We start from the raw sequence: 25,350 nt of genomic DNA, 5'->3' as shown, positions 1-25,350 counted from the left end.
AAGCTACTCGACGCCCAGCACGTGCAGGCGGCGGCGCAGGCGCGCCACTTCTTCCGATAAATCGACCACCAGCGCGGCCAGGTCCGCGTTCGCGTCGAACACGGATTCGATTTCGTGCAGGCGGCGCGCGCGCACCAGGTCAAGGCTGGTGAAGCGCCATGCCGTCAGCTGGCCCGCCGGCGGGCCATCCTGCAGCAGCACGCCGGTCTGCACATGCTGCACCACCCAATCCGGTTCCACCGCGCAGGCGCGCGCCAGTTCTTCCAGGCTCAGGGCACGGTCTTCCAGCAATTCGCCAATTACCTTGTTTGTCATGATTTATCCTCCCAGCTTCTGGCGCGGATTGAAAGCCATCTCGCGCGCCATGGTTGCATACAGTTCGCGCGCCTTGTCATCGTTCGCCGGCGGCAGCACCACTTCCAGCAGCAGATACAGGTCGCCCGGCTGGGCGGCGGGAATGCCGCGCCCCTTCAGGCGCAGCTTGCGCCCCGTCTGCGAATTGGGCGGCACGGTGACGGTCACGGTGCCCGATGGCGTGGGCACGTCGATCTCGCCGCCCAGCGCCGCTTCCCACGGCGTGACGGGCACCGTCTCGAACACGTCGCGCCCTTCCACCTTGTAGCGCGCGTCGGGCCGGAAGCGGATTTCCAGGTACAAGTCGCCGGCGGGCGCGCCGCCGCTGCCGGGATTGCCCTGCCCCTTCATGCGCAGCTGCTGCCCTTCCGTGACGCCTTTCGGTATCGTCACTTCCAGCGTGCGCTCGCGCGTCACCACGTGGCCCTGCGCATCCGCTTCGGGCACGCGCATGACGATGTGGCGCTTGGCGCCCTGGTAGCTGTCCTGCAGGTCGATGGTGATGGCGGCGTGGCTGTCCTCGCCCTGCATCTGGAAACTGCCGCCGGCGCGGCGGCGCCCGCCCACGTGGGCGAACAGGTCGGCAAAGAAGTCGCTGTCGTCGGCGCCCGATGATTCGTAGCCCGAGCCCCAGTCCGGCGGCGGCCGGAAGGGCTGGCCCTGCGCGCCCGGGTTGCGGCCCAGTTCATCGTAGGCGGCGCGCTTTTCCGCGTCGCCCAGCACGCCGTAGGCCTCGTTGAGGGCCTTGGTGCGCTTGTCGGCGTCCGGTTCCTTGCTCACGTCGGGATGGTATTTGCGCACCAGCTTGCGGTACGCTTTCTTGATCTCGGCCTCGGACGCCGTCTTTTCGACGCCAAGCTCCTTGTAATAATCCTTGTATTCCACCGTGCCTGCTCCCCATGGTTGAACTGCCTATGGGAAGAGTACACGAATTGGTCGCTGGGCAGCGTGTGCACGATACAACGCCGCCCGGCAGCGGGATCAGCGCACGCGGCGCACCGAGGAAATGCGACGGTCGAGGCCACCGTGCAGGCGGCCATAGCTGCCTGGCCCCATCACCACGCAGCGGCCGCGGAAGTTGGCATCGACGCAGAATTCCCAGCGGCCGTAATTGACGACGACCGATTCGGCACGGTCATTGAAGCCATAGCGGCTCAAGTCGCGCACTTCGCGGTCCAGGCGCACGGGCCGCCCGCGCATGCCGGCGTCAGGGAACAGCAGCACGGCGCCATTCATGTCGGGACGGTGGCCGCCGCCGTGGCCGGGATACCCGGGATGCGGACGCTCGGGCTCCGGACGCGGCGGGTAAGGCCGGTGGTCGCCGCCGCCATGGCCCGGACGGCCCACTTCGCGCACGGAGGAAACGGCGTCGTTCATGCCCGGCATGCTGCCGTAGCGGCCAGGTCCGAAGGTACGGCAGTTGCCACGGTAATTGGCGTCCTTGCACACTTCCCAGGTGCCCGAGCGCACGATGATGCTCGAGGTCTTGTCGTTAAAGCCCATGCGCGACAGGTCGCCCGTGTCGGAACGCAGGGTCACGGGGCGGCCGCGGAAACCGGCATCTTCGAACAGGGTGATTTCGCCCGCGGATGCGGCAAGGGGGGCGAGGAAGGTGGCGGCGCACAACAGCGCTGGCCGGAAAGATCGAACCATGACAACTCCAATACTGATGACATTTTCGCCAGTGTAGACCAGGCGGCAGGCGGCGAGTGTAACAAAGGGCAAGCAAATGTCAGCGCACGGCAGCGAATGTAAAAACCGCCTGGCGGGATCAACCCGGCAGGCGGTCTGTCAGCACGACGTCAGGACGGGATCAGCGTACGCGGCGCAGCGAGGAAATCTGGTTTTCCATGCTGTTCAGGCGGCCATATTCGCCCGGCCCGATCACTTCGCAGCGGCCATGGAAGTTCGAATCGCTGCACACTTCCCACTGGCCCTCGTTGACGACGATGGACGAGGCGCGGTCGTTGAAGTTGTAGCGCACCAGGTCTTCCGCATTGCGGTCCAGCGCCAGCGGTTCGCCGCGCATGCCCGCTTCGGGGAACAGCAGGACGGCGCCGCGCTGCTGGTATTGCGGCTGCTGGTATTGCGGATACTGGGGCTGGTCGTACTGCGGCCGCTGGTACTGATTATCGTACTGCTGCTGGCGGCGCGCCTCGCGCTCGTCGACCATGCGCGCCGACGAGACGCGCCCATCGAGGCCGCGTCCCAGGTCGTCGTGGCGGCCAGGGCCGAAGATGCGGCACACGCCGTTGTAGTTCGAATCGCTGCACAGCTGCCAGTAACCGTTATAGACGACGATGCTGGTGGTGCGGTCGTTGAAACCGATATTGACGAAATCGTCCGTGTCGCGGTTCAGGCGCGCCGAGCCGCCATTCTGGCCCGCGCCCGAATACACTTCCAGGGTGCCGCCACGGCCATAGCCGCCATGGCCCCGGTCGGGATCGCGTCCCGGACGTCCCGGATTGTTGCCATCACCGCGCCCCGACTCGCGCACCGAACTGATGGCGTCGTTCATGCCCGGCATCGAACGGTATTCGCCCGGTCCCAGGGTACGGCAATTGCCGCGAAAACCGGCATCGGTACACACATCCCACGTGCCCGAACGCACCAGGATGCTCGACACCTTGTCGTTGAACCCAAAGCGCGACAAATCGTCCGTCGTCTCGCGCAGGTTCACTGCGCGGCCACGCAGATCAACGTCTTCGAACAAGGTGATATCGCCCGCATGGGCGGCCGCATGGGCCCCCAGCGAGAGCAGCAAGGTCGCCGCGCATGCCAGCGTGTGTTTGAAAGGGCCCGTCATGATTAACTCCATTCTTCATTCTTTGGTGATGATTTGCCTGGCGGTTGCGCCAGGATGCTAGTGTAACAAATACAAGGCCATGCGGAAGGCCCGGTCATGCGTTCAGTACAGCCGGCGCAGCGAGGAAATACGCTTGTCGAGCGTCGTGTTCAGCACTTCATACTTGCCCGGCCCCATGCGCTCGCAGCTGCCGTTGAACTGCGAGTCCGTGCAGACTTCCCAAGTACCCTCGTTGATGGCGAGGGATGCGGCCTGGTCGTTGAAGTTCAGGCGCACCAGGTCGCTGACGTCGCGGTTCACCTGCAGCCCTGATCCCTTCAGGAAAGCGCGGCCATACAGCACCACCAGGCCCTCGTCATTTTGCGGACGATTCTCTTCGCGCGGATCGACCAGGCGCGCCGACGACACGCGTCCATTCAGGCTGCCCAGGTCATCATGGCCGCCAGGCCCGAACACGCGGCAGCTGCCACGGTAGTTGGAATCGCTGCACAACTGCCAGTAGCCATATTCGACGCGCGCGCTGCTGGCGCGGTCGTTGAAGCTGATGTCGACCAGGTCGTCGCGGTCCGAGTTCACGCCGGCCGACGCGCCGCGCTGGCCGCCGTCGGCGAACAACTCCAGCGCCGCGCGGCGTCCACCGCCGCTGCCGCTGCCCTGCCCGGCGCCGGTTTCCCGCACAGACGAGATTTTATCGTTCATGCCCGGCATCGAGCGGTAGTCGCCCCGTTCCAGCGTCTTGCAATCGCCCTTGAAATCGGCATGCGTGCACACTTCCCAGCTGCCCGAATCGACCTGGATGCTCGAGACGGTGTCATTGAAATTAACGCGCGACAAGTCGTCCGTCGTATCACGCAAGACGACTACGCGCCCCTTGAAATTGTCATCGGTGTACAGGCGGATCTCGCCGGCCTGCGCCGCGAGGTGGACAAACAGCGAACTGGCACACAGCAGAGCAAAGGCGAACGGGCGATTCATGGGGCGGTCTCCGGTGGCGGCAAAGGTAAGTGATCGACATGACAACTGATGTCAGTGTAGCCATCCACAGAAAAAACGGTGTAACAAAGTATGGGAAAAGCACAATAAATTGTTACCAAAAGCAATAACAGGCCCCTGCGGGAGCCTGTTATTGCCACTTCGCGTACCGCCTGCCCCGCGTCAGCGCACTTCGCGCACCGACGAGATGCGGTTGCTCATGCGTTCCAGGCTCGCGTACTCGCCCGGCGCCAAGGTGCGGCAGCGGCCACGGAAGCCCACGTCTTCGCACACTTCCCAATAGCCGGAGCGCACGCGCACGCTTTGCACCGTGTCGTTGAAGTCGCGCTCGCGCAAGTCGGCCGAAGCATTGCTCACGCTCAAGCTGCGGCCGGCGAAATCGTCGCGCGTATAGAAGGTCAGCTCGCCGCCCAGCGAGCGCCCCGGCAAATGGCCGCGCTCGCGGTCACGGCGGTCGTCCCAGTCGCGTCCCCGGTCGCGGTCACCGTCACGGTCGCGGCCCCGATGGCCGTCCCAGCCGCCGCGCACTTCGCGCAGCGACGTGATCTTGTTGGCCTGGCCGTCCAGCGACGGATACTCGCCCGTCTCGAGCAGGAAGCAGGCGCCGCGGAAATCAGCGTCCTCGCACGCTTCCCAGCGGCCCGAGCGCACGCGGATGCTTTGCGTCGTGTCGTTGAAACGCAGCTCTTCAAGGTCGGCGACGGCCTCGCGCACGGTTTGCGAGCGGCCGTGATAATCGTCGCGCGAATACAGGGTCAGTTCGCCGGCGCCGGCCAGTTCGGCCGTCATGGCAGCGCCCAGCAACAGGGCGCAGTTCAGGGTGTGTTTCAGCATGGTCTTGCTCCATAGTCAGGATATTGCGGTGTGACTATTTGGTCATTTTGCCAAATAGAGCGCGCAGTCTATCCGCGACTGGCCCACTTAGCTGTAACAAATGATTACCGTGCCGGGCCGACCCCCGGGGCGCCGCGGCGGACAAGCACGGCGAATGCCGGTAGAATCTTGTGTTTAGTCAAGCTTGCAGACCATGCCACACACTACCTCGTTCACCCTGCCCGCCATCCGCACTGAAGTCTCGTCGCTGTGGAAGCTGGCCTGGCCCATCCTGATCGGCCAGCTGGCCACCGTCGGCATGGGCGCGGCCGACGTGGCGATGACGGGGCATACGAATCCCGAGGAACTGGCGGCCGTGTCGCTGGGCGCGGCCATCTGGTCCATCGTACTGGTGACGGTGAGCGGCATCATGATGGCGATCAATACCCTCGTGGCGCATGAAATCGGCGCGGCGCGCCACGACCGCGTGCCGCACATCGTGCGCCAATCGCTGTGGAAGGCGCTGCTGGTCGGGCTGGTCGCATGCCTGCTGACGAACATGGCGGCGCTGGTGTTCGACCACCTGATGCTGGAGCCAAACGTGGCGTCCAAGGCCAAGCTGTTCGTGCACATCATCAGCTGCGCGCTGCCGCCGTTCGCCGCCTACCGCGCGCTGTACGGCTACAGCACCAGCATCAACCAGACCAAGCCCGTGATGGTCATCGCGCTGGCCGCGCTGGCGCTGAATATTTTCGTCAACTACCTGCTGATCTACGGCCACTGGGGCATGCCGAAACTGGGCGGCGTGGGCTGCGCCGTGGCCACCACCTGCTGCGTGTGGATGATGCTGCTGGCCATGCTGGCCTGGATCAGGATCGCGCCCGCCTACCACGCCACGTATCCGTTCACGCACTGGGAATGGCCGCAGCTGTCGTCGATCGGCCCCATGCTGCGCCTGGGCCTGCCCATCGGCGTCACGTATTTTGCCGAAGTGAGCGCCTTCGGCGTCATCAGCCTGCTGGTGGCGCGCTTCGGCGTGATCCAGGTGTCGGCGCACCAGATCGCCCTCAACTTCTCGTCCGTCGTCTTCATGGTGCCGCTCACCTTCGGCATCGCGCTGGTCACGCGCGTGGGCCACGCCGTGGGCGAAGCCAATCTGCGCCGCGCGCGCTTCATCTCGTGGGTGGGCGTGGCCATGTCGCTGACGGCGGCCATCGTCTCGGCCACCCTGATCACCGTCTTCCGTCACCAGATCGCGCAAGCCTACACGTCCGATCCGCAAGTGCAGGAACTGTGCGCGCAGCTGCTGCTGTTCGCCGCCCTGTTCCAGCTGTCCGACGCGACGCAGGTGGCCACTTCCTGCGCCATCCGCGGCTACAAGGTAACGCGCCAGCCGATGCTGATCCAGCTGCTGGCCTTCTGGGGCTTCTCGCTGCCGATCGGCTATGTGCTGGGCCTGGCGCCGCAAGGCTTCATCTGGTCGCCGGCCGAACCGATGGCCGCCGCCGGCTTCTGGATCGGTCTGGTCACGGGCTTGACGGTGGCCGCCGTGCTGCTGACCTGGTATCTGAACCGCCTGTCGCTGCAGCGCCTGCGCGCAGCCTGAGACAAGGAGCACCCCATGCCGCAACAACGCCCCTTCAGGCAAGTCGATGTCTTTAGCACGGTTCCCTTCTCGGGCAATCCGCTGGCCGTGGTGCTCGACGCGAATGGCCTCGATACGGCGCAGATGCAGGCCATCGCGCGCTGGACGGGCTTGTCGGAAACCACCTTCGTGCTGGCGCCGCGCGACCCGGCGGCCGATTACCGCGTGCGGATTTTTTCGCCCGAGATGGAATTCCCGTTTGCCGGCCACCCGACCCTGGGCACGGCGCACGCCCTGCTCGATGCGGGCATGCGGCCCAGGGGTGCGCGCATCGTGCAGGAATGCGGCGTCGGCCTGGTACAGATAGAACGGGCCGCCGGCGGCGTGCTGGCGTTCCAGGCGCCGTCCTGCAGCACGCGCGCGCTCGATCCCGCGCTGCTGCCGCTGCTGCAAACAGCGCTGGGCGGAGAACTGGCCGCCGGCGCCACTATTGTGGACATGGGCATCTGCTGGCTGTGCGTGCCGCTGGCCAGCGCCGCCGCCTGCCTGGCCGTGCGCGCCGACATCGCCGCGCTGACGCCATTGCTGGCCGCCGCCGGCGCCGACGGCCTGGCGCTGTATGGCCCGCACGACGCCGGCGAGCCGGCCGACTACGAAGTGCGCGCGCTGCTCAGCGAACACGGCGCGCTGGTGGAAGACCCCGTCACGGGCAGCGCCAACGCCTGTATCGCGCAGCTGCTGGCGGGCAGCGACTACACGGTCCGCCAGGGCACCTGCCTGCAGCGCGACGGCCGCGTGTCCATCAGTTTCCGCGCTGGTCACGCCTGGATAGGCGGCGCATGCCTGACCGTAATCGAAGGTGCAATATTGGCCTGAACGGGGCAAAGCGCCATGGAATGGGCGGCTGCTGGACATTTTTGACGAAGGAAATACGGCCAGCAACGGTTTATTCCGTGGCTGGCGCTATCGCATAAACAGGCACGCTCTGGTATCGTCTTACGCTTAGGCAACGCTCAAGCTCGCCTGTACATGCAGTCCCCTTCTTCTTCCAACTACCGAGACATCCATGCGTTTTATTCTTTGTTTTCTGGCCGCGATGGCCAGCGTTCCCGCATCGGCTGAAAAGCTGACCCTGGAACGCATCCACGCCGATCCGGCGCTGGCCGGCCCCGGCGTGCGCAACCTGAAAGTCTCGCCCGACGGCGAGCGCGTCACCTTCCTGCGCGGCCGCGCCGACAACCAGTTCCAGCTCGACCTGTGGGAATTCAAGCTCAAGGACAAGAGCACGCACCGCCTGGTCGACTCGAAGGCACTGGTGCCGAATGAAACGATTTCGCCCGAAGAGCAGGCGCGCCGCGAACGCGAGCGCACGGCCAGCCTGAACGGTATTCTCAGCTACAGCTGGTCGCCGGACGGCAAGCAGCTGCTGGTGCCGCTGGGCGGCAATCTGTATCTGGTCGACGCGGCCCATCCGGACAAGGCGCGCCTGGTCGCCAAGGGCAATGTGCTCGATCCGAAAATCTCGCCGAAAGGCCGCTACGTGTCGTTCGTGCGCGACCAGAACATCCATGTGATCGACCTGAAGTCGGGCCAGGAACGCCAGCTGACGACCGACGGCAAGGGCACGATCCGCAACGGCGAAGCCGAATTCGTGGCGCAGGAAGAAATGGGCCAGCGCACCGGCTACTACTGGGCGCCCGACGATTCCGCCATCGCGTATAAGCGCTATGACGAGGCGCCCGTGCCCGTCGTGCGCCGTTTCGAAATCTTCGCCGACCGCACCGACGTCGTCGAGCAGCGCTACCCTGCCGCGGGCGACCCGAACGTGCTGGTGCAGCTGCTGATCGTCTCGCCGGAAACGGGCGTGCAGCGCCAGGTGGACCTGGGCACGAACCCGGACATCTACCTGGTGCGCGCCGACTGGAGCGCGGACGGCAAATCGCTCGTCTACCAGCGCCAGTCGCGCGACCAGAAGACGCTGGACCTGGTCGCCGTCGACGCGGCTACCCTGGCGCAGCGCACCCTGCTGACGGAAACATCGACAACCTGGGTCAGCATCCATGACGACCTGCGCTTCCTGTCGAACGGCACCTTCCTGTGGTCGTCCGAGCGCACGGGCCGCAACCATCTGTACCTGTACGACATGAGCGGCAAGCTGCTGCACCCCGTCACTTCCGGCGAGTGGGGCATCGACAGCGTGCTGGCCGTGAACCAGAAAACCGGTAAAGTGTTCGTGTCGTCGAACCGCGACGCCGTGATCGACAAGCAGACCTACGCCCTGGCCCTCGACGGCAGCACGGCCGACAAGCCGCAGCGCGTGACGAAAGCGGACGGCTGGCACGACACGACGTTCTCGCGCAATGGCGAAGTCTTCGTCGACACGTATTCCGACCCGGCCACGCCGCCGCAGGTGAGCATCCGCCGCCCGGACGGCGCCATGGTGGGCTGGCTGGAAGAAAACGCGCTCAACGCCAGCCACCCGTACTTCCAGTACAAGGCCGACCACCTGCCGACGGAGTACGGCACCCTGAAGGCCAACGATGGCCAGACCCTGCACTATTCGATCGTCAAGCCATCGAACTTCGATGCGGGCAAACGCTACCCCGTCTACCTGTCAACGTATGGCGGCCCGCACTCGCAGCACGTGGCGCGCCGCTGGGGCAACAACTTCGACCAGTACATGGCGCAGCAGGGTTTCGTCGTCTTCCGCCTCGATAACCGGGGCTCGTCGCGTCGCGAACGCGCATTCACGGACGCCATCTATCACAACCTGGGCGCGGCCGAAGTGGCGGACCAGCTGGTGGGCATCGACTGGCTGGGCAAGCAAAGCTTCGTCGATGCGAAACGCATCGGCGTGTTCGGCTGGAGCTATGGCGGCTTCATGACCCTGCGCCTGCTGTCGGCCGCATCCGACAAGATCGCCATGGGCGTGTCGGTTGCGCCCGTGACCGACTGGTCGCTGTACGACACCCATTACACGGAACAATTCCTCGGCATGCCGAAGGAAAACGTGGACGGCTACAAGGCCAGCACCGTGTTCGCCCACCTCGACGGCCTGAAGTCGCCGCTGCTGCTGGTGCATGGCATGGCCGACGACAACGTCTTGTTCAGCAACAGCACGCGCCTGATCGACGCGCTGGTCAACCGCGGCGTGCAGTTCGACCTGATGACGTATCCAGGTGCCAAGCACGGCATCTCGTCGCGCGCGGGCCAGCGCCACGTGTACAAGAAAATCGAGCTGTTCTTCAAGCAGAACCTGATGCAGCCAGCACAATAAGTTTGCGCTGCATCAAATAAAAAACCGCCGCCTGTCTTGCGACAGGCGGCGGTTTTTTTTATGCTGGAGCAGAAATTATGGCTTGCGGGTCACAGTTTCGACTGCATCCTTGACGTCGCCAACTTTCTTCTGCACTTTGCCTTCGACCTGGTTTGCCAGGCCCTTGGCTTGCTGTTCTTCGCTGCCGACGACTTTGCCAGCGGCTTCCTGGATTTTACCGCCGACTTCTTTCAGTTTACCTTCGACTTGATCTTTGTTCATGATGGATCCTCACTGTAGTTGGTACATCTGTTGTCCAGCCCGACAAGGGCCGGTACTGCGGCTCACACGCTGCTTGTTGCGTGTCGATGTGTCCATAGTACGCAGTGGGGATCAAAGGCTCTGTACGGTTCCTAACACAGTGCCAACATCGTCGATCAGGCCGCCAAATCCTTGCGCCAGACGGTGGCCAGCCACGGCTGCTGCTCGCGTGGCAAGCCGGGCGGACGGTAGTATTGCTCGACCAGGGTAAAACCGGCCGCCTGCACGTAGGCGGCCCACGTCGCTTCGTCGTGGTAACTGCCGTAGCGCGCGCCATTCCAGCCTTCCTCGTTCTGCCCGCGCGGGTTCGAGCTGAACAGCACGCCGCCCGGTTTCAGGCACGCGTACAAAGCGCGCAGCACGCCGGGCAAGGCGGCGCTGGGCACGTGGAACAGTACGGCATTGGCGAACACGCCGTCGAAGTGTGCGGCAGGCAGGTCGAGGTCGACGAAATCCTGCTGCCACACGGTGCATCCGCTGTAGGCGCGCGCCATCCCGACGAAACGGGGGCAGCCGTCGACGCCCGTCGCGTGGTGCCCCAGGGCCGTAAACGCCTTCAGATCGCGGCCGGGGCCGCAACCGAGGTCGAGAATCGCCAAAGGTGCCGGCTTGCCGATGGCGTTCAGCAGCGCGGCGATGTTCTGGCTGACGTCGTGATCGCGCGTGCCTTCGAAAAACTGCTCGGCGCTGGCGTCGTAGTGGGCCAGGGTACGGCCCGTGATGGCATGGATGGGATCTTGCGGTGGGGTCGGCTTCATGGCGCTCCAATCAGTAATTACGCCATTTTACGGTGCCGGCGCGCTGCGCGTCCGGCACCGCTGATGACTACCAGACGCGCACGCGCTGTTCCGGCACCAGGTATAGCTGCTGCCCCGGCTTGACGTCGAAGGCCGGATACCAGGCGTCGAGGTTGCGCACGGTGGCGGCGCGGTATTGCGCCGGCGCATGGCCATCCGTGAGGATTTGCTGGCGCGCCGCCGCTTCGCGCGCCTTGCTGCGCCAGCTGACGCCGTAGCCGACGAAGAACTCGCGGTCCGCCCCCGGCTGCGCCGGCTTGCCCTGCTGCGACAGGGTGAACGCGTCATAGGCGGCCGCCACGCCGGCCAGGTCGGCCAGGTTTTCGCTCAGGGTCAGCTGGCCATTCACGGCCAGGTCGGGGAACAGTTTGTAGGCCGCGAACTGTTCCACCAATTGCTTGGATGCCGCCTGGAAATGCGCCAGGTCGGCCGGCGTCCACCAGTCGCGCAGCTTGCCCTGGGCGTCGAACTGCGCGCCCTGATCGTCGAAGCTGTGGCTGATTTCGTGGCCGATGGTCGCGCCGATGCCACCATAGTTGGCCGCATCGGATGCTTGCGGGTCGAAGAACGGCGGCTGCAGGATGGCGGCCGGAAAGTTCAGCGCATTTTGCAGCGGCAAGTTGACGGCATTGACCAGCTGCGCCGGCATGGCCCAGGCCTTGCGGTCGGGCGACTGGCCCAGCTTGGCCAGCTCCTGCCGGTAATGGAACTGCTCCGCCCGCTGCACATTGCCCAGCGCATCGCCGCGCACCACGCGCAAGCCCGCATAGCTTTCCCACTGTTCGGGGTAGCCCACGCCCACGTACAGAGTCTTGAGTTTTTCTTGCGCCTGCGCCTTGGTGGCCGGCGCCATCCAGTCCAGCTTGTCGATGCGGCGCGAGAAGGCGGCGACGATATTCGTCACCATATCTTGCACGCGGGCTTTCGATTCCGGCGGAAAATAGCGTTCCACGTACAGCTTGCCGACGGCGTCGCTCAGGGCCGCATTCGTCGCGGCCAGCGCCCGCTTGCTGCGCAGCGACTGCTGCGGCGTGCCGCTCAGGGCGCTGCCATAGAAGGCGAAGCGCTGGTCGGCGGCCGCCTTCGGCAAGATCGTGCTGAAATGGTTGACCGCGTGGAAGGCGAGGAAATCTTTCCACGTGGCCAGCGGCACGCTCGCCACCAGCGCGGCGCTGCCCGTCATGGCCGTCGGATGCCAGACGATGAAATCGTTCTGCCGGCCCAGCCCTGCCGCTTCGAAGAAGGCTTTCCAGTCCAGGCCAGGCGCCTTGCTGGCGAAGTCGGCGGCGCGCCAGGCATTATTGCCCTTGGCGACATCGGCCGAATCCTCGCGGCTGGCGTGACTTGCCGCAATTTGCTGTTCCAGCGCAAACACGCGCGCGGCGCGGGCCGGCGCATCGCGGTAGCCGGCCTGCTTGAGCATGGCGGCGATATGCGCCTGGTAGCCCGCGCGCAAGCCCTGCATGCGCGCGCTGTCGCTTTGGTAGAACGCGCGGTCGGGCAAGCCCAGTCCGCCCTGCAGCAGGTAGGCCACATTGCGCGTGGTGTCGTTCAAGTCTTGCGCGACCCACAGGCCGAACAGGTTTTCCGTATAAAAATTGGTGGCGTTGAGCGGGTCGACGTCGGCGCGCAGGCTCTTGCCCAGCGCGCGGGCCAGCCCTGCCTGGTCGCGTATGCCGTCGATCTTCTTGAGCAGCGGCTTGATCGGCGCCCAGCCTTTCGCTTCGATAGCCGCTTCATCCATCCAGGAACGGTAAAAATCGCTGACCTGGCGCGCCGATGCATCCGCCTGCGGCGCCGCCGCCAGACCTTCGACGAGGCCGATGATGCGCTCGTTGGTGGCGTTGGCCAGCATGGCGAACGAGCCCCAGCTGCTGCGGTCGGTGGGAATTTCCGTGGCGCGCAGCCAGTCGCCATTCACGTAATCGTAGAAATCGTCACCGGGCAAGGCCTGCGCGACAGCGGGGGCGGCGGCGCTGGCGGCCCCTTGCTGGTCATGCGCCCGGGCAGGCAAACCGGTCAGCGAAACGCCGGCCAGGGCGAGGATGATGGCGGCCTGGACTGGCGTCCGGGACCAGGAAAAACGCAAACCGTGCATGGCGATCCTTTCGATGTAATAGCCAAAATCATAACCTGAAAATCCTGCCTTTTTGGGGCGAAAAAGCATCCCCTAACTTTTTTGCATGCGGACAAAAAATCAGCATATAGTGGTACGACCGCATCCCGCACCGCACGAACGCCAAGGAGATTGCCATGCAACTGGAAGCGCTGTTCCAGCATCCCCACGCCCTGCCTGCCGCCCCGAAGATCGTCGATGAACTGGTGCGCAGTTTCGACAACCCCGCCATCGCCACCGAAGACATCGCGCGCAAGCTGGGAGCGGACCCGGCCTTGAGCGCCAAGCTGCTGCGGCTGGCCAACTCAGCCTATTACCATGTGTCGCGCAGCATCGGCACGGTGGAAGACGCCGTGCTGATGCTGGGTTTTGTGACCGTGCGCACCCTCGTCATCAGCTCGGGCCTCGTCAGCGGTTTCAAGGCCGTGCCGGGCCTGAATTTGCCGCAATTCTGGCGCTACAGCCTGCACAGCGCCGTATCTGCCCGCTGGATCGCGAAGCAGACGGGCGACAACCAGGACCAGGCTTTCACCATCGGCATGATGCATGCGATCGGACAACTGGTGATCCATGCCGCCATGCCCGAGCAAGCCATGCAGCTCGACAAGATCGCCCCGCCGCTCGACGCGCGCCGGCTCGACGCGGAGCGGGTGTCGCTGGGCTACGATTATGCGCAGGTGGGCGCCGAACTGGCGCGCCGCTGGAAGTTTCCACCCGCCTTTGCCGAGGCCATCGCCGCCTTCCCCGCTCCGCTGGCCAAGCCACCGTTGAACCGCCTGGCCGCCATCATCCACCTGGCCGCCTGGCGCGCGCGCATCGATGAAAACCAGCTGAGCAATGAAGAAATCATCGCCTGCTATCCCAACGCGGTAGCCGAAGCGCTCGGTTTGCCGCCCTCCGTGCTGGTCGACAGGATGCCGCCGCTTGCCGAACTGAGCGCGGGCCTGGAAGAACTCGTCAAGTAAGCTGGCCGTTGCCCGCATCGCCAACCGAGCAGGCATGCGGGTTTGCGGGCATGCCGGCTGCCCGCAAAAAAACATCCAAATTATTTCCACTTTTTTTTCAAAAACCCCCTCAAGTTCCCGTTGGACCCGCCGTTAATCTAGACAAGCGGTAATCCATTCACTAGTTACGGGTGTGCTCATGACCTCCAACGACGTTCTCTCGATGTATGAAAATATTGCAGGAATGACCAATCAAATGGTCGTGGCCGCACGTTCGAGCGACTGGGATGGCTTGGATACCCTGGAAAACCAGTGCGCCAGCGCCGCCAGCGCGACCATGACGGGCAAGGCGCCTGCCCTGGCCGGCGCCTCGCGCCTGCGCAAGATCGACTTGCTCAAGCAAATCCTGGCCAATGACCGCGAAATCCGCGCCATCACGGAACCGTGGATGACCCAGCTGTCGAACGCCATGCCAGGTTCGCGCGCCCGCATGTAAGAAGCTTGCCGCGCCAGAAACGACAAAAGCACCCGCGGGTGCTTTTTTTACGTCTGCCGCCATGCGAGGGAGCGCCATCTGCGGCGCTCAAAAAAGGCAAGGCGGGGGGAATTTGGAAGGCGAGCCCCAGGTATCTCCTGGCGTCGCCTCGCTGCCGGTTGCATCCGGCGTTCGCGAGCACATCGTCGGCATCGCGAACCGCTTCCAGACCCAGGCGTTTATGCAACGCTACACCTGGTTTGCCGCGCCACACTATCGTTGGTGACTGCGCCAGGCTGGGGCTGTTTTGTCGTAGAGCAAGTCCACTGAATTCATCATAGCACCATCTTTAAGAAACAGGCAACGTGCTTGGCAAGCGTTTCCATGTATTTTTTCAATATCTTTTTTTATATCAAATTGTGGGCGGCCTTGCGGCAGCGCCTTGCGGCAGCATTAACGCGAGAACGGCTCCGGCTCCACTTCCGGTTCGGCCGCCGCCCCTTCTTCCACCGCCTCAGTCAAGACGGGCACATCCTTCTTCCTGCGGCCGAACGGCTTGCGCAGCAAGACCCAGTATTTCGACGGCGCGCCCGGCCCCGCCGCTTGCCTGCGCTTGCGCACGATGTACACGATGAGCGCCGTCAGCAGCAGGAAGACCAGGGTGCCGATACCGAGCCACAGCATGCCGCCCGATTTTTTTTCCTTGTCGACTGCCGGCGCCGCGTGCAGGGGCTTCGGTTTCGCATGGGGCGCTTCCGCCACGGCCGGCGCGGCGGCGGGCGGCACGGCGGCTGCAGGCAGGGCCAGCGCCTTTTGCAAGACGCCGATCTTGCCTTCCAGTTCGCCCAGCTTTTCAGTCAGGGCCGTGTTTTTCTCGTCCAGCCCCACGCACGCTGCCGCCTGCCCCGTCTCCGCCTGCGGCGCGCAGGCGGCCACGGGCGCTGCGGCGCGGCGCGGCAGCGCGGGAGCGGCCAGTTTGGGTGCGGCGGGCGGCGGCACGAACACGCGCGCCGGACGCACGAGGCCCTCGGCCCGCGCGCGGGCCGCCAGCGCGGCGGCGTCGGGCGACGGCGCGACGGGTACGGCGCGTGGCAACGGCACAGGCGTGGAGACCGGCGCGGGCAACGGAATAGCTGGCCTGGCTGGCGCACTGACGGGTACGGCGGCGGGCGGCGCCGGCGTCAGCCACAAGGTACCCAGGCGCACGACGGCGCCACTGCCATTGCCCAGCAATAAATACAGGTGCACATGCCCCGCCTGGATCGCTTGCCGCGTGGCCACGCGCACATAATGGCGTCCACCGCGCTCAAACGGGCCGATCGTCAAGGTTTGCAGGGCAGGATCCATGCCGATGCCGCCACCGCGGTACACATCGGGCGAAGCCAGGCGCACGGTCACGCCATTGGCCTCCTCGGGCGCCAGGGCCGTCAGTTCGAGCTCGGCCAGCAGGGGCTGGCCCACGTGCGACAGCACCGCCATGTCGCCCAGTTCGGCCGCCATGACGGGCGGCAAGGCCAGGCTGGCGGCGGCGCACGCGATCAAAGACCAACGGGGAAGGATGCTGCTCTGCATGGACTGATCGCTTTGATAACAGGATAAATAATAGGGACTCGCCTGTCTTTAACGGCAGGAAATCGCAAAAATATAGATGGGCCAGGGCAAAAATGATGCAATACAGCATCATCCTGTGCCTTTTTGACGTCTGGAGTACACTCGATCCACCTCCATCGATGAAAGGGATGCCATGAGTAGCAGAATCGAACGCGACAGTTTCGGCCCGATCGACGTACCCGCCGACCGGCTGTGGGGAGCGCAAACGCAGCGCTCGCTCGAGCATTTCCATATCTCCACGGAAAAGATGCCGCCCGAACTGATCGCCGCCCTGGCCACCGTCAAGCGCGCGGCCGCCCACGTCAACCTGGACCTGGGATTACTGGATGGCAAGAAAGCCATCGCCATCACGCAGGCGGCCGACGAAGTGCTGGCTGGCAAGCACGACGCAGAATTCCCGCTGGCCGTCTGGCAAACAGGGTCCGGCACGCAAAGCAATATGAACATGAACGAAGTGCTGGCCAACCGCGGTTCCGAGCTGATCGGCGGCTTGCGCGGCGCCGAGCGCCTGCTGCACCCGAACGACGACGTCAACCTGGGCCAGTCCTCGAACGACATTTTCCCCACCGCCATCCACGTGGCCGCCGCGCTGGCCGTCGCCAACACGGTCTTGCCGCCGCTGCGCCAGCTGCGCGCCACCCTGGATGCGAAAGCCACGGAATTTGCCGACATCGTCAAGATCGGCCGCACGCATTTGCAGGACGCGACCCCGCTGACCCTGGGCCAGGAATTTTCCGGCTACGTGGCGCAGCTGGACTTTGCCGAGCACATCATTACGGCAGCGTTGCCGCCGCTGCTGCAGCTGGCCGCCGGCGGCACGGCCGTGGGCACGGGCTTGAATGCCCACGTGGAATTTGCCGGCCGCATCGCCGCCGAACTGGCGCGCCTGACGGGCCAGCCATTCGAAACGGCCAGCAACAAGTTTGCCGCGCTGGCCGCCCACGACGCGCTGGTGGCCGCCCATGGCGCCCTCAAAACCCTGGCCACGGCCTTGATGAAAATCGCCAACGACGTGCGCTGGATGGCGTCCGGCCCCCGTTCCGGCCTCGGCGAAATCACGATCCCCGAAAACGAGCCGGGCAGCTCCATCATGCCGGGCAAGGTCAATCCCACCCAGTGCGAAGCGCTGACCATGCTGTGCTGCCAGGTCTTCGGCAACGATGTGGCCATCACGGTGGGCGGCGCCTCGGGCAATTTCGAGTTGAACGTCTTCAAGCCCTTGATTGCACACAACTTCCTGCAAAGCGCGCGCCTGCTCGGCGACGGCATGCGCAGCTTCGACGAGCATTGCGCCCACGGCATCGCGCCGAACCGCGCACGCATCGCCGAACTGATGGAACGCTCCTTGATGCTGGTCACGGCGCTGGCGCCGCACATCGGCTATGACAAGGCGGCGCAAATCGCCAAGCAAGCCCAGCACGAAGGCACGACCTTGAAGGAAGCGGCGCTGGCCCTGGGCTTTGTGACGGAAGAGCAATTCGGCGCATGGATCGTGCCGCTGGAGATGACGCGGCCCAACAAAAGCTGACTTACACCCTGCATTGCTGGCGGCTTCAGGTAAACTATGGATTAGTTGAGGTCGTCATCAAGTGTTGAAAACACATCATTGCAATAAGGGATACAATGCAAAAAGTAAGCTTTGATTTAACATCCGAGTTCATCGAGCTGAACCAGCTGCTCAAGCTGGTCGGCTTGTGCGACAGCGGTGGTGCAGGCAAGGTCATGGTCGATAGCGGCGTGGTGAAGGTCGATGGCAAGAAGGAATTGCGCAAGACCGCCAAGATCCGCGCCGGCCAGGTCGTCAGCGTGGGCGATATCCGTATCACGGTCGTCGCTCCCGTTTGATGCCGGCATGGGGCGCGAAAGCGGCCCCATGCGTCCAGCCAGCACTCCTGCCAGCCCGGCTGCCCAAGTCAAGCTGCGACACGTCGTTATTGTCAGATAAATATCGATTGCAGAAGGGAAGCGCCATGGACCATCCCGAACAAGGTACGCGCAGCCAGGAACGCCTGATCGGCGACTTGCGCCAGGTAATAGAAAACGCGGAAGAATTACTGCGTAACACAGACAAATACACCAGCAGCCTGTACCAGAGCGCGCGCGCTAGGCTGCAACTGGCCCTCGTCGCGGCCACGGCCGAACTGGCCCGCTTTGAAGAAGAGCAAGTCACGCGCATGATGGACGCCACCCTGGCCGCGAATGCCCTGTACCGCGATCAGACGGGCGAAGCGCGACTGCTGCGGGCCTTCGAATAAACCGTCACGCTGCCAGCACCGCATGCGCCAGCCACTGGCGCAGGTGCGCAGCCAGGTCGAAGGCCGGGTCCAGCTCGAACGCCGCATCGAGCGCGGCGCCGAACGTTTGCCCCTGCTGCAAGGCTTGCAAGGCGGCATGCGCAGCCGCATCGAGCACCAGCAACTGCGCTTTCCAGCGCGGCCGGCAGACCAGTGCCCAGCTCGCCACCTGCATATCTTGCGGAAACATCCCCGAACCGTCCTCCTCCTGATGCGCCTGCCACAAGGCCGCCACCCGCCAGTCGGACGCGAGCAAGGTGCAAGCGGGATGCAAGGTAAAACGCCGCGCTTCCAGTTGATCGGGATGCAGGGCGGCCAGCGACTCGGGCGCCAGTGCCTGCGCATCGGCCGCGTAATGGGCCAGGTGCAAGGCCCATTCCAGGCGCGCCATGTCCGGCAGGTAGGGCAATGCGGCCACGGGTGGAAAAGCCGCCAGAAAATCGGCGAAACGGGCGCCAAAGTAGTTCAAATCGGCGCTATCGGATGGCATCTGCCGGCCATACGCGCGCGCCAGGCCGCCAAAGAAATCCTCGCCCACCAGCGCCAGCACGACGGGATAGGCGTGGCCCAGGGTACGGCGCCAGGTGGCGCTCAAGTTGCCGCGGTACAGCGCGAAACGCTGCGGCACCGCCTCGCCCGCGAACGATGGCAATGTTGCCCCGGTATCGAGCAAGGCTATGGCAAATGCCTGCTGGCCAGCGGCCAGCGCGTCAAGCGACGCGGGTAGCGGCGCGGATGGCGGCGACGCTGCATGCCATGATGGGGTTTGCGGCGCATGGCGCGCCAGCATGGCTTGCGCCTTGTCCGCTTCGCCCAGCAGGATATCGAGCGGCGGCAAATCCGTGTCCCATTCGACGAGGGTGGGAATGGCGCCAAAGCGCTGCAAGGCGGCCGCATATAGCTCCCAGACGGGATCGGCCACGGCGGCGCCATGGTGGTCGATCACGGCGTGCGGCGTCAGCAGATGGCCGCCCAGGTGCAGTTCGCCCACGCTGCCCGGCGCGATGGCTTGCATCGCAAGCATGGCGTCCTCGCCGTGGTTGCACTGGTTCACATACAGGTTATTGATATCGAGCAGCAGCCCGCAACCGCTGCGGCGCGCCAGTTCCGCCAGGAATTGCGCCTCGCTCATGGCATCGTCGGCAAAACGCAGGCAAGTGGAGACATTCTCCAGCAAGATCGGCCTTTTCAGCATATCCTGCACCCTCCCCACTCTTGCACACAGTAAATCGAGGGCGGCGCCATTCAAGGCCAGCGGCAACAGATCGTTGAGTTGCTGCTGCGCCACGGCGCCCCAGCTCAGGTGCTCCGACACGAGGGAAGGTTCGATACGCTCGACCACGCTGCGCACGCGCTGCAAATGACTCTCGGAAAAGCCGCGCGCGGATCCCAGGCCGAGGCCCACCCCATGCAGGCTGATGGGGTAATCCTGGCGCAGAGTCTGCAGCACATGGTTATCCCAGCCCGACGGCTGCAGATAATTTTCAGTGTGCACTTCCAGCCAGCCGACCTTGGGCCGGCGCGCCAGAAAGTCGCGGTAGTGCGCGGCGCGCAGGCCGACGCCGGCAAGCGCCTGAATGGGCGGCGGCATGGGCAGGCGGCGGACGTTTACGGCTGCGTGGCCGGTTTTGCCGCCTTGCCGGCCTTGATGGGCTTGACGGAACCGCCCGCCTGTTCGCACGTCCCCTTGGCGACATACGCCCATTCCGTGGGCAGGTTGTCCGCCTCCGCCTGGCCCGCGCAGGAATGCGCACCGTCGGACGAAGCGCAATCGTTCTGCCCCGCCTTGGCCACGCCATAGCATTTTTCCTTATCGCCGGGGGCGGGGCCATCGTGGGCGGCCGCATTGACGGAAGTACCGGCACAGAGGCCCGCGAGGGCGGCGGCGATGAGAGCTTGACGTTTGTTCATGGGGATTCCTCTTGCATGGGTCAAAGTAAAGTGGGCACGCCCCGGGCTGCGCCATGAGCAGCACGAAGTGATGGACGTCATTCTACTGAATCGGCCGGATCATGGCGAACGGAGACGGGAGGAAGGCGAAAAGGACGGCGAAACGACAGACAAAAACGCCCACGCGCCACCGTCGATGACGGTGGTGTGGGCGTATCTATGGCGAGCGCCGGACTGGCGCCGCGGGACCGCGCTCAGGCTGTCGTGTTGATGCGGTTACCGAGATGAGCCGGCAGACTCGGCGCCGACTGTACCGGTGGCAACGCTGCCAGCAAGGCGGTGGCGGTCGAGCTTTGGATATCCTGGGCTTTTTTCAGGACAGTCAAGCCAACGGCTTGCCGCGTGCCTGTCTCCGCCATCGTGGTTGACAGTTGAGCAATGCTTCCGACGTCCATACGTTTCTCCAATGAGGTTCTACTCTTGTTAACGGATGCCGCCGGCAAACCTTTAGCTTATTTTTCCAGCCTGTGCAGCAACCAGACCAGCACGTGCTCGCGGGCATTCAAGTCCAGCCATTGCACGCCCTCGCGCAAGTCGGCCGGCGCCGGACTGTCGGAGGCGACGGCGATCACATGCGGGTCATGCGGATACAGGGGCGCCTGCCCTACTTCCGGACGGAACACTTCCAGCTTGGGAATCGGGTCCGTCTTGAAACCCTCGACCAGGGTCAGGTCTGCCGGCCCCATGCGGGCCAATTGCTGCGCCAGGCTCGGCTCGGGAGCCCCGCGCAGCTCATGCACGATGGCAAAACGATACGGCGACGCCACCAGCACCTCCGCCGCCCCCGCCATGCGCAGGCGGGCGCTGTCTTTTTGCGGCGGTTCCAGCGCCAGGTCATGGTGGCTGTGCTTGACCAGGTTGACGCGCAAGCCGCGCGCCGCCAGTTCCTTCACCACAAATTCCAGCAGGGTCGTCTTGCCGCTGCCGGAACGGCCGATCACACCGAGTACCGGGTGTGGGGGCATCGCATCGTGCATGGTCACTCCTTGATTGAGAAGGAATGATTATACGCAGCCCCACGGGCGCGACCGCCGACGCAGACCCGGCGCATCGTCCAGCTCTTCACCCAAGTCACGCGACTCCAGGTTTTTCGCCATTCCCGGCGGCAAGAGGCGCCGGCTTGCCGCCCCGCCGACGGCGCCGGCCCGACGACTTCGGCGCTGCCGCGCCCGCCGTTTTACCCGCTGGTTTGCCCGCTGGTTTGCCCGCTGCTTTGCCATTTAGCGCATGTGCATTCCTGGCCGTGCGCGCCAATTGCCGGTGGGCGGCGATCGCGCCCGCCTCGGCATCGGACTGGAAGGGGACGGCGACAGCGGCGGCCAGCTCGCCATCAGGCTGGCAAGCGGGCGGCGGCGGGGCGAAATCCTGCGCCCGCACATCGGCCTCCCAGGCGGCGCGCTGCGCCACTAAGGCGGCGGGCACGGCGGGCGCAGCACGGGCTTGCGCCAGGGTCAGCACGGCGCCCAGGCCGCTGGCGGCCGCCACGCGCGCGCCCATCTGGGGCAAGCTGCCATCGGCGGCGCGGCCAAAGCGCTGCAGGATGGTTTTGATGATCGACGTGTGATCGTATACCTCGTGGCTGACGCTGCCCGGCGCGATCAGCGGCGACACCAGCAGCATGGGCACGCGTACGCCGTACTGACGAAACGCAGGGTCGTCGTCGATGGCGGGGCCAGGCGGCACATGGTCGAAAAAGCCGCCGTGCTCGTCATAACTGAGGATCAGCAAGGTGCGCGCCCAGGCGGGGCCGCGCGACAGGGCCTGGTAGACCTGCGCCACCAGCGCCTGGCCGGCGCGGATGTCGGCCGGCGGGTGGTCGTCGTTTTCAAAGAAATGCGGATCGATCCAGCTGACCGAGGGCAAGGCGCCCGCCAGCGCATCGCCGATGAAACCATAGCGGCGCGCGCTCGATCCGAACGGTTCGTACAGCTCGGACGAACGGTAATGGTCGTCCGTCAGCGCCAGGCTCCAGGGCTTCCAGGCGGAATAAAATTTCCAGCTGACCTGGGCGCGGTCGAGGTGGCGCACGAAGGATTTGTTCGTGTACAGGGGCACGCGCTTGCTGTCGCGGCTGCCGGCCGCCTTGCCGCTGATCGCATACAGGCGGTTGGGCCAGGTGGCGCCAGGAACGGAGCTGTAGCAGCGGTCGCAGACGCAGAACTGCTGTGCCAGGAAATCGTACATGGGCAGGTCGGCCCCATTGTAATAGCCCATTACCAGGTCGATGTCGGGGTCGCCCGGATGCGTTTGCGCATAGTCGTCGACAAAGCCGCCATTATTGTTTTGCAATTGCTGCGCCACCGACGTGCCCGTATGCGACGGGTCTTGCTGCGGGCCGAAGGCCGTGCGCCGCAAATGGTGCACGGGATAGCGCACGCCCGCATGCACGTTGGCATGGCTGGCCTGCAAGCCGTCGATGTCGGCGCGCCCGCCTTCCAGGCTCAGGTAGCCGAGCATGTGGTCGAACGAACGGTTTTCCATCATCAGCACGACGATATGGTCGATGCGCGCCAGGTTTCCCGGCGCATCCGCATCAAGCACACCCTCACCGGCAGCAGCAATCATGCGACCTCCCCCCGGCCGCGCACACGGTCGCAGCGACCCTGGTTCGACCAGGCCAGGCCAGTATGGTTCAGCTATGTGGGTCCGGCCTTGATGCACAACAACTCAATACGGCACGCGGTAGCGGTAGCCCTTGAAACTGAAGATGGCCGCTTTCGGCTGCAATTTTTCCAGCACCAGGCCGGGCGCCAGTTCCTCGCCTTCGTGGCGCAGGACCTTGTCGATCAACAATAAACGATCGGCCGGATTTTTCGAGTAGATATAGCCGCCGATGGCGACCGGGGGGATTTGCCGCTGTATCGGCTCGGGCAGGTCACGCATGCCGGGCACGGCATCTTCGGCTGCGGGCGGGGGCACGGCCGGAGCCGGAGCCGGGACGACGGGAAGCGCCTGGCCTGGCGTTTCCTGCTTCGGTTCCGCCACAGGCCTGGCATGGTGCACGGGCGCGGCCGTGGCCGCAGGCGGCACGGGCGCGACTTGCGTGACGGGGGCCGGCGCGGATACAGGTACAGGGACAGGGACTGCCGGCGGGACGATTGCCGGCAGCGGAGCGGGCACAGCCTGGGCCAGCACGGCAGGAGCGGCCGCAGGTGCAGCCGTGCCTGCCTGCCAGGGCTGCCAGAACAGCAGGACGGCTGCCACGGCCACCGTCACGCCGCCCAGCGCCAGCCAGACGGGCGCGCGCCGCCCAGCGCCGGACGCGGCCGCATCGTGCAGCTGCACTTGCGGTGCGTGGATCGAGGGCAACTCGCCCAGTTGGCGCTCGGCCTGCGATTTTTTCAGTGCTTCAAGTATGTAGGACATCTTATTTCCCCGCCACCATCGCCGTCGCAGCGGGCGCCGCCACGGCAGGAGCCGCGCTGCTCAGGCGCGGCTCCGCATTGTCACCCAGCTGCATCAGGCGTATATATGTTTTCGGGCCCGCCAGGCCATCGGCCCGCAGGCCCTGGCTTTGCTGGAAAGCGCGCAGCTGGCCTTGCATCTCGGCATCGAGCGGCAGATTGGCGGCCGGCGCCGGCAAGCCCCGCTGTTGCGCCAGCCGCTGCGCCAGCCAATCCACGTCGGCGCCGCGCGCGCCCAGCGGGACTTCGTCGCGCCAGCTGCGCGGAGCGCGCCAGAAGGTCGTGAAACTGCCATCGCTGCGCTGCGCGAGCTGAGCCAGCGGCAGGCTTTGCTGTTTGCCATCAAGCATCAAGGTGGCGGTATCATCCTGCAGACGCGTCAACAGCGCCGGCTGTTCCGTCCCACCCGCATCGCGCAAGGCCAGCATGGCGGGACGGTCCAGCACGCGCAGCTCGGCGATGCCGCCCCGGCTGTGCAGGCAGCGCAGGCCGGCGCGGGCGCCCGCCTGGCAAGCGTCGCCGGCCGGCAACTGCTCGCCCCACAGGCTGGCCAGCTGGCGCAGCACGGCGTTGCGGTCAGGCACGCTGACGGGCGCGGACGCAGGGACAGGTGTCGCAGCGGGCGCCGCCGACGCCACCACGACGGGCACTTTCGCCACGGCCACTGTGGCAGGCGTGCGTGGCATGAAATGCCAGGCCAGCGCGGCCGTGACCAGCGCACCAGCCAGCACGCCAGCGGCCACGTGCGGCCAGCGCAAGCCCCGTCCGGCAGCCGGCTTGCCCTCTTCCGCAAAGACTTCCTCGGCGGCACGGCGCAATATCTGGCGCGTCACCTGCGGCTGGTTTTCCACGTAAGCGCCCAACAGCGCGCGGTCGCACAGCAGATTGATGCGGCGCGGCACTCCCTTGCTCAAGGCATGGATGGTCGCCATCAAACGGGGCGCGAACGGCGTCTGCGCCGTACTGCCCGCCACGGCCAGGCGGTGGCGGACATAGCTGGCCGTCTCGTCCTCCGTCAGCGAACCGAGGTGATAACGGGCGATCACGCGCTGCGCCAGCTGCTCCAGCTCGGGCCGGGCCAGCATGGCGCGCAATTCCGGCTGCCCGATCAGGATGATCTGCAGCAGCTTGCGCTCGCTCGTCTCCAGGTTCGTCAGCAAACGCAATTGTTCGAGCACGGCGGCGGACAGGTTTTGCGCTTCATCGATGATCAGCACATTGTTCTTGCCCTGCGCATGGCTGGCCAGCAGGTGCGCATTGATGGCGTCGACATAGCCTTTCACGCTGGCCACGCCGGGCGCCACGGCGATGCGGAATTCCTCACAGATCGACAGCAGCAATTCCTCGACGGACAGTTTCGGATTGAAGATATACGCGAGCTGGCAGTTTTCCGGAATCTGTTCCATGAAGCAGCGGCACACGGTGGTCTTGCCGGCGCCGATTTCGCCCGTCAGCAGCACGAAGCCGCCGCCGCTGCCCACGCCATACAGCAAGTGCGCCAGCGCTTCGCGGTGGCGTTCGCTCATGAACAGGTAGCGCGGATCGGGGGCGATCGAAAACGGCGATTGCTTGAGCTGGAAATAATGCGTGTACATGGAGACCCTGCGGATGAAACGATCAAAATGCGCGGC

General features: G+C 65.1%; 25 protein-coding genes. 8 read left to right on the top strand and 17 right to left on the bottom strand.

All coding sequences use genetic code 11. From position 1 onward, the window contains the following. Window positions 1–3: 3 nt before the first annotated feature. The 6 genes from CSQ95_RS18605 to CSQ95_RS18580 form a co-directional block, all read right to left on the bottom strand. A complete protein-coding gene (locus CSQ95_RS18605) occupies window positions 4–315 on the bottom strand; it encodes a MerR family transcriptional regulator (RefSeq protein ID WP_070292118.1) in 312 nt (103 codons plus the stop codon). A gap of 3 nt (window positions 316–318) precedes the next feature. Then, window positions 319–1,239 carry a DnaJ C-terminal domain-containing protein gene (locus tag CSQ95_RS18600; protein WP_099410582.1) on the bottom strand — a complete coding sequence of 307 codons (921 nt, stop codon included), beginning with the start codon at window positions 1,237–1,239 and terminating at the stop codon, window positions 319–321. A gap of 96 nt (window positions 1,240–1,335) precedes the next feature. Beyond that, window positions 1,336–2,007, bottom strand: coding sequence for a beta/gamma crystallin-related protein (locus CSQ95_RS18595; protein WP_099410581.1), 672 nt, complete (start codon window positions 2,005–2,007; stop codon window positions 1,336–1,338). A gap of 160 nt (window positions 2,008–2,167) precedes the next feature. Continuing rightward, a complete protein-coding gene (locus tag CSQ95_RS18590; RefSeq protein ID WP_070221817.1) occupies window positions 2,168–3,160 on the bottom strand; it encodes a beta/gamma crystallin-related protein in 993 nt (330 codons plus the stop codon). Window positions 3,161–3,262: 102 nt separating this feature from the next. Then, window positions 3,263–4,135 (bottom strand): beta/gamma crystallin-related protein, encoded by an 873-nt coding sequence (locus CSQ95_RS18585; protein WP_099410580.1) that lies wholly within the window; start codon window positions 4,133–4,135, stop codon window positions 3,263–3,265. A 180-nt stretch (window positions 4,136–4,315) separates the two neighbouring features. Then, window positions 4,316–4,987, bottom strand: a complete 672-nt coding sequence (locus CSQ95_RS18580) for a beta/gamma crystallin family protein (RefSeq protein ID WP_099410579.1) — start codon at window positions 4,985–4,987, stop codon at window positions 4,316–4,318. A gap of 193 nt (window positions 4,988–5,180) precedes the next feature. Between CSQ95_RS18580 and CSQ95_RS18575 the strand changes: the two genes are divergently transcribed. From CSQ95_RS18575 to CSQ95_RS18565, 3 genes are all read left to right on the top strand, one after another. Continuing rightward, complete coding sequence (locus CSQ95_RS18575) at window positions 5,181–6,572, top strand: MATE family efflux transporter (RefSeq protein WP_099410578.1); 1,392 nt, start codon at window positions 5,181–5,183, stop codon at window positions 6,570–6,572. Between the two features lie 15 nt (window positions 6,573–6,587). Beyond that, window positions 6,588–7,427: a PhzF family phenazine biosynthesis protein gene (locus tag CSQ95_RS18570; protein ID WP_099410577.1), complete on the top strand. Its 840-nt coding sequence runs from the start codon at window positions 6,588–6,590 to the stop codon at window positions 7,425–7,427. Between the two features lie 190 nt (window positions 7,428–7,617). Next, window positions 7,618–9,828, top strand: a complete 2,211-nt coding sequence (locus CSQ95_RS18565; RefSeq protein WP_099410576.1) for a S9 family peptidase — start codon at window positions 7,618–7,620, stop codon at window positions 9,826–9,828. A gap of 75 nt (window positions 9,829–9,903) precedes the next feature. Here CSQ95_RS18565 and CSQ95_RS18560 read toward each other — a convergent pair whose 3' ends face one another. The 3 genes from CSQ95_RS18560 to CSQ95_RS18550 form a co-directional block, all read right to left on the bottom strand. Further along, window positions 9,904–10,089 carry a CsbD family protein gene (locus CSQ95_RS18560; RefSeq protein WP_034759763.1) on the bottom strand — a complete coding sequence of 62 codons (186 nt, stop codon included), beginning with the start codon at window positions 10,087–10,089 and terminating at the stop codon, window positions 9,904–9,906. A 155-nt stretch (window positions 10,090–10,244) separates the two neighbouring features. Then, window positions 10,245–10,886 (bottom strand): bifunctional 2-polyprenyl-6-hydroxyphenol methylase/3-demethylubiquinol 3-O-methyltransferase UbiG, encoded by a 642-nt coding sequence (locus CSQ95_RS18555; RefSeq protein WP_099410575.1) that lies wholly within the window; start codon window positions 10,884–10,886, stop codon window positions 10,245–10,247. Window positions 10,887–10,953: 67 nt separating this feature from the next. After that, window positions 10,954–13,023: a M13 family metallopeptidase gene (locus tag CSQ95_RS18550; RefSeq protein WP_099410622.1), complete on the bottom strand. Its 2,070-nt coding sequence runs from the start codon at window positions 13,021–13,023 to the stop codon at window positions 10,954–10,956. 155 nt (window positions 13,024–13,178) lie between these two features. Here CSQ95_RS18550 and CSQ95_RS18545 point away from each other — a divergent pair, with 155 nt between their 5' ends. Further along, on the top strand, window positions 13,179–14,006 hold the full coding sequence (locus tag CSQ95_RS18545) for an HDOD domain-containing protein (RefSeq protein ID WP_099410574.1): 828 nt from the start codon (window positions 13,179–13,181) through the stop codon (window positions 14,004–14,006). Between the two features lie 178 nt (window positions 14,007–14,184). After that, window positions 14,185–14,481, top strand: a complete 297-nt coding sequence (locus tag CSQ95_RS18540; protein WP_070221823.1) for a flagellar protein FliT — start codon at window positions 14,185–14,187, stop codon at window positions 14,479–14,481. Window positions 14,482–14,913: 432 nt separating this feature from the next. On the opposite strand, the gene CSQ95_RS18535 is transcribed toward CSQ95_RS18540, so the two are convergent. Beyond that, window positions 14,914–16,032 (bottom strand): FimV family protein, encoded by a 1,119-nt coding sequence (locus tag CSQ95_RS18535; RefSeq protein WP_143450005.1) that lies wholly within the window; start codon window positions 16,030–16,032, stop codon window positions 14,914–14,916. 172 nt (window positions 16,033–16,204) lie between these two features. Between CSQ95_RS18535 and fumC the strand changes: the two genes are divergently transcribed. The 3 genes from fumC (at window position 16,205) to CSQ95_RS18520 (ending at window position 18,326) form a co-directional block, all read left to right on the top strand. Beyond that, complete coding sequence (gene fumC / locus CSQ95_RS18530; RefSeq protein WP_099410572.1) at window positions 16,205–17,599, top strand: class II fumarate hydratase; 1,395 nt, start codon at window positions 16,205–16,207, stop codon at window positions 17,597–17,599. A gap of 95 nt (window positions 17,600–17,694) precedes the next feature. Then, the gene (locus CSQ95_RS18525) at window positions 17,695–17,916 is read left to right on the top strand and encodes an RNA-binding S4 domain-containing protein (RefSeq protein ID WP_099410571.1); all 222 of its coding nucleotides are present in this window, start codon (window positions 17,695–17,697) and stop codon (window positions 17,914–17,916) included. Between the two features lie 125 nt (window positions 17,917–18,041). After that, window positions 18,042–18,326 (top strand): hypothetical protein, encoded by a 285-nt coding sequence (locus CSQ95_RS18520; protein ID WP_070221826.1) that lies wholly within the window; start codon window positions 18,042–18,044, stop codon window positions 18,324–18,326. 4 nt (window positions 18,327–18,330) lie between these two features. Here CSQ95_RS18520 and CSQ95_RS18515 read toward each other — a convergent pair whose 3' ends face one another. The 7 genes from CSQ95_RS18515 to CSQ95_RS18485 all read right to left on the bottom strand — a co-directional run bounded on the left by CSQ95_RS18515 (window position 18,331) and on the right by CSQ95_RS18485 (window position 25,314). Further along, entirely contained in the window at window positions 18,331–19,956 is a 1,626-nt protein-coding gene (locus tag CSQ95_RS18515; RefSeq protein WP_099410570.1) for a DUF692 family multinuclear iron-containing protein, read from the bottom strand. 17 nt (window positions 19,957–19,973) lie between these two features. Beyond that, a complete protein-coding gene (locus CSQ95_RS18510; RefSeq protein WP_070313700.1) occupies window positions 19,974–20,276 on the bottom strand; it encodes a DUF2282 domain-containing protein in 303 nt (100 codons plus the stop codon). Window positions 20,277–20,509: 233 nt separating this feature from the next. Beyond that, window positions 20,510–20,710: a YjfB family protein gene (locus CSQ95_RS18505; protein WP_034781856.1), complete on the bottom strand. Its 201-nt coding sequence runs from the start codon at window positions 20,708–20,710 to the stop codon at window positions 20,510–20,512. 57 nt (window positions 20,711–20,767) lie between these two features. Further along, the gene (gene mobB, locus CSQ95_RS18500) at window positions 20,768–21,292 is read right to left on the bottom strand and encodes a molybdopterin-guanine dinucleotide biosynthesis protein B (RefSeq protein ID WP_099410569.1); all 525 of its coding nucleotides are present in this window, start codon (window positions 21,290–21,292) and stop codon (window positions 20,768–20,770) included. A gap of 94 nt (window positions 21,293–21,386) precedes the next feature. Next, window positions 21,387–22,880 carry an alkaline phosphatase family protein gene (locus CSQ95_RS18495; protein WP_099410568.1) on the bottom strand — a complete coding sequence of 498 codons (1,494 nt, stop codon included), beginning with the start codon at window positions 22,878–22,880 and terminating at the stop codon, window positions 21,387–21,389. Window positions 22,881–22,982: 102 nt separating this feature from the next. Beyond that, window positions 22,983–23,681: a general secretion pathway protein GspB gene (locus CSQ95_RS18490; protein ID WP_099410567.1), complete on the bottom strand. Its 699-nt coding sequence runs from the start codon at window positions 23,679–23,681 to the stop codon at window positions 22,983–22,985. Window position 23,682: 1 nt separating this feature from the next. Next, complete coding sequence (locus tag CSQ95_RS18485; RefSeq protein ID WP_099410566.1) at window positions 23,683–25,314, bottom strand: ExeA family protein; 1,632 nt, start codon at window positions 25,312–25,314, stop codon at window positions 23,683–23,685. Window positions 25,315–25,350 lie beyond the last annotated feature (36 nt).

This window comes from Janthinobacterium sp. BJB304 (assembly GCF_002735765.1).
GTDB lineage: Bacteria > Pseudomonadota > Gammaproteobacteria > Burkholderiales > Burkholderiaceae_D > Janthinobacterium.
Note: the sequence above shows the minus strand (reverse complement) of the source record. Positions and strands in the feature narration are given on the sequence as shown.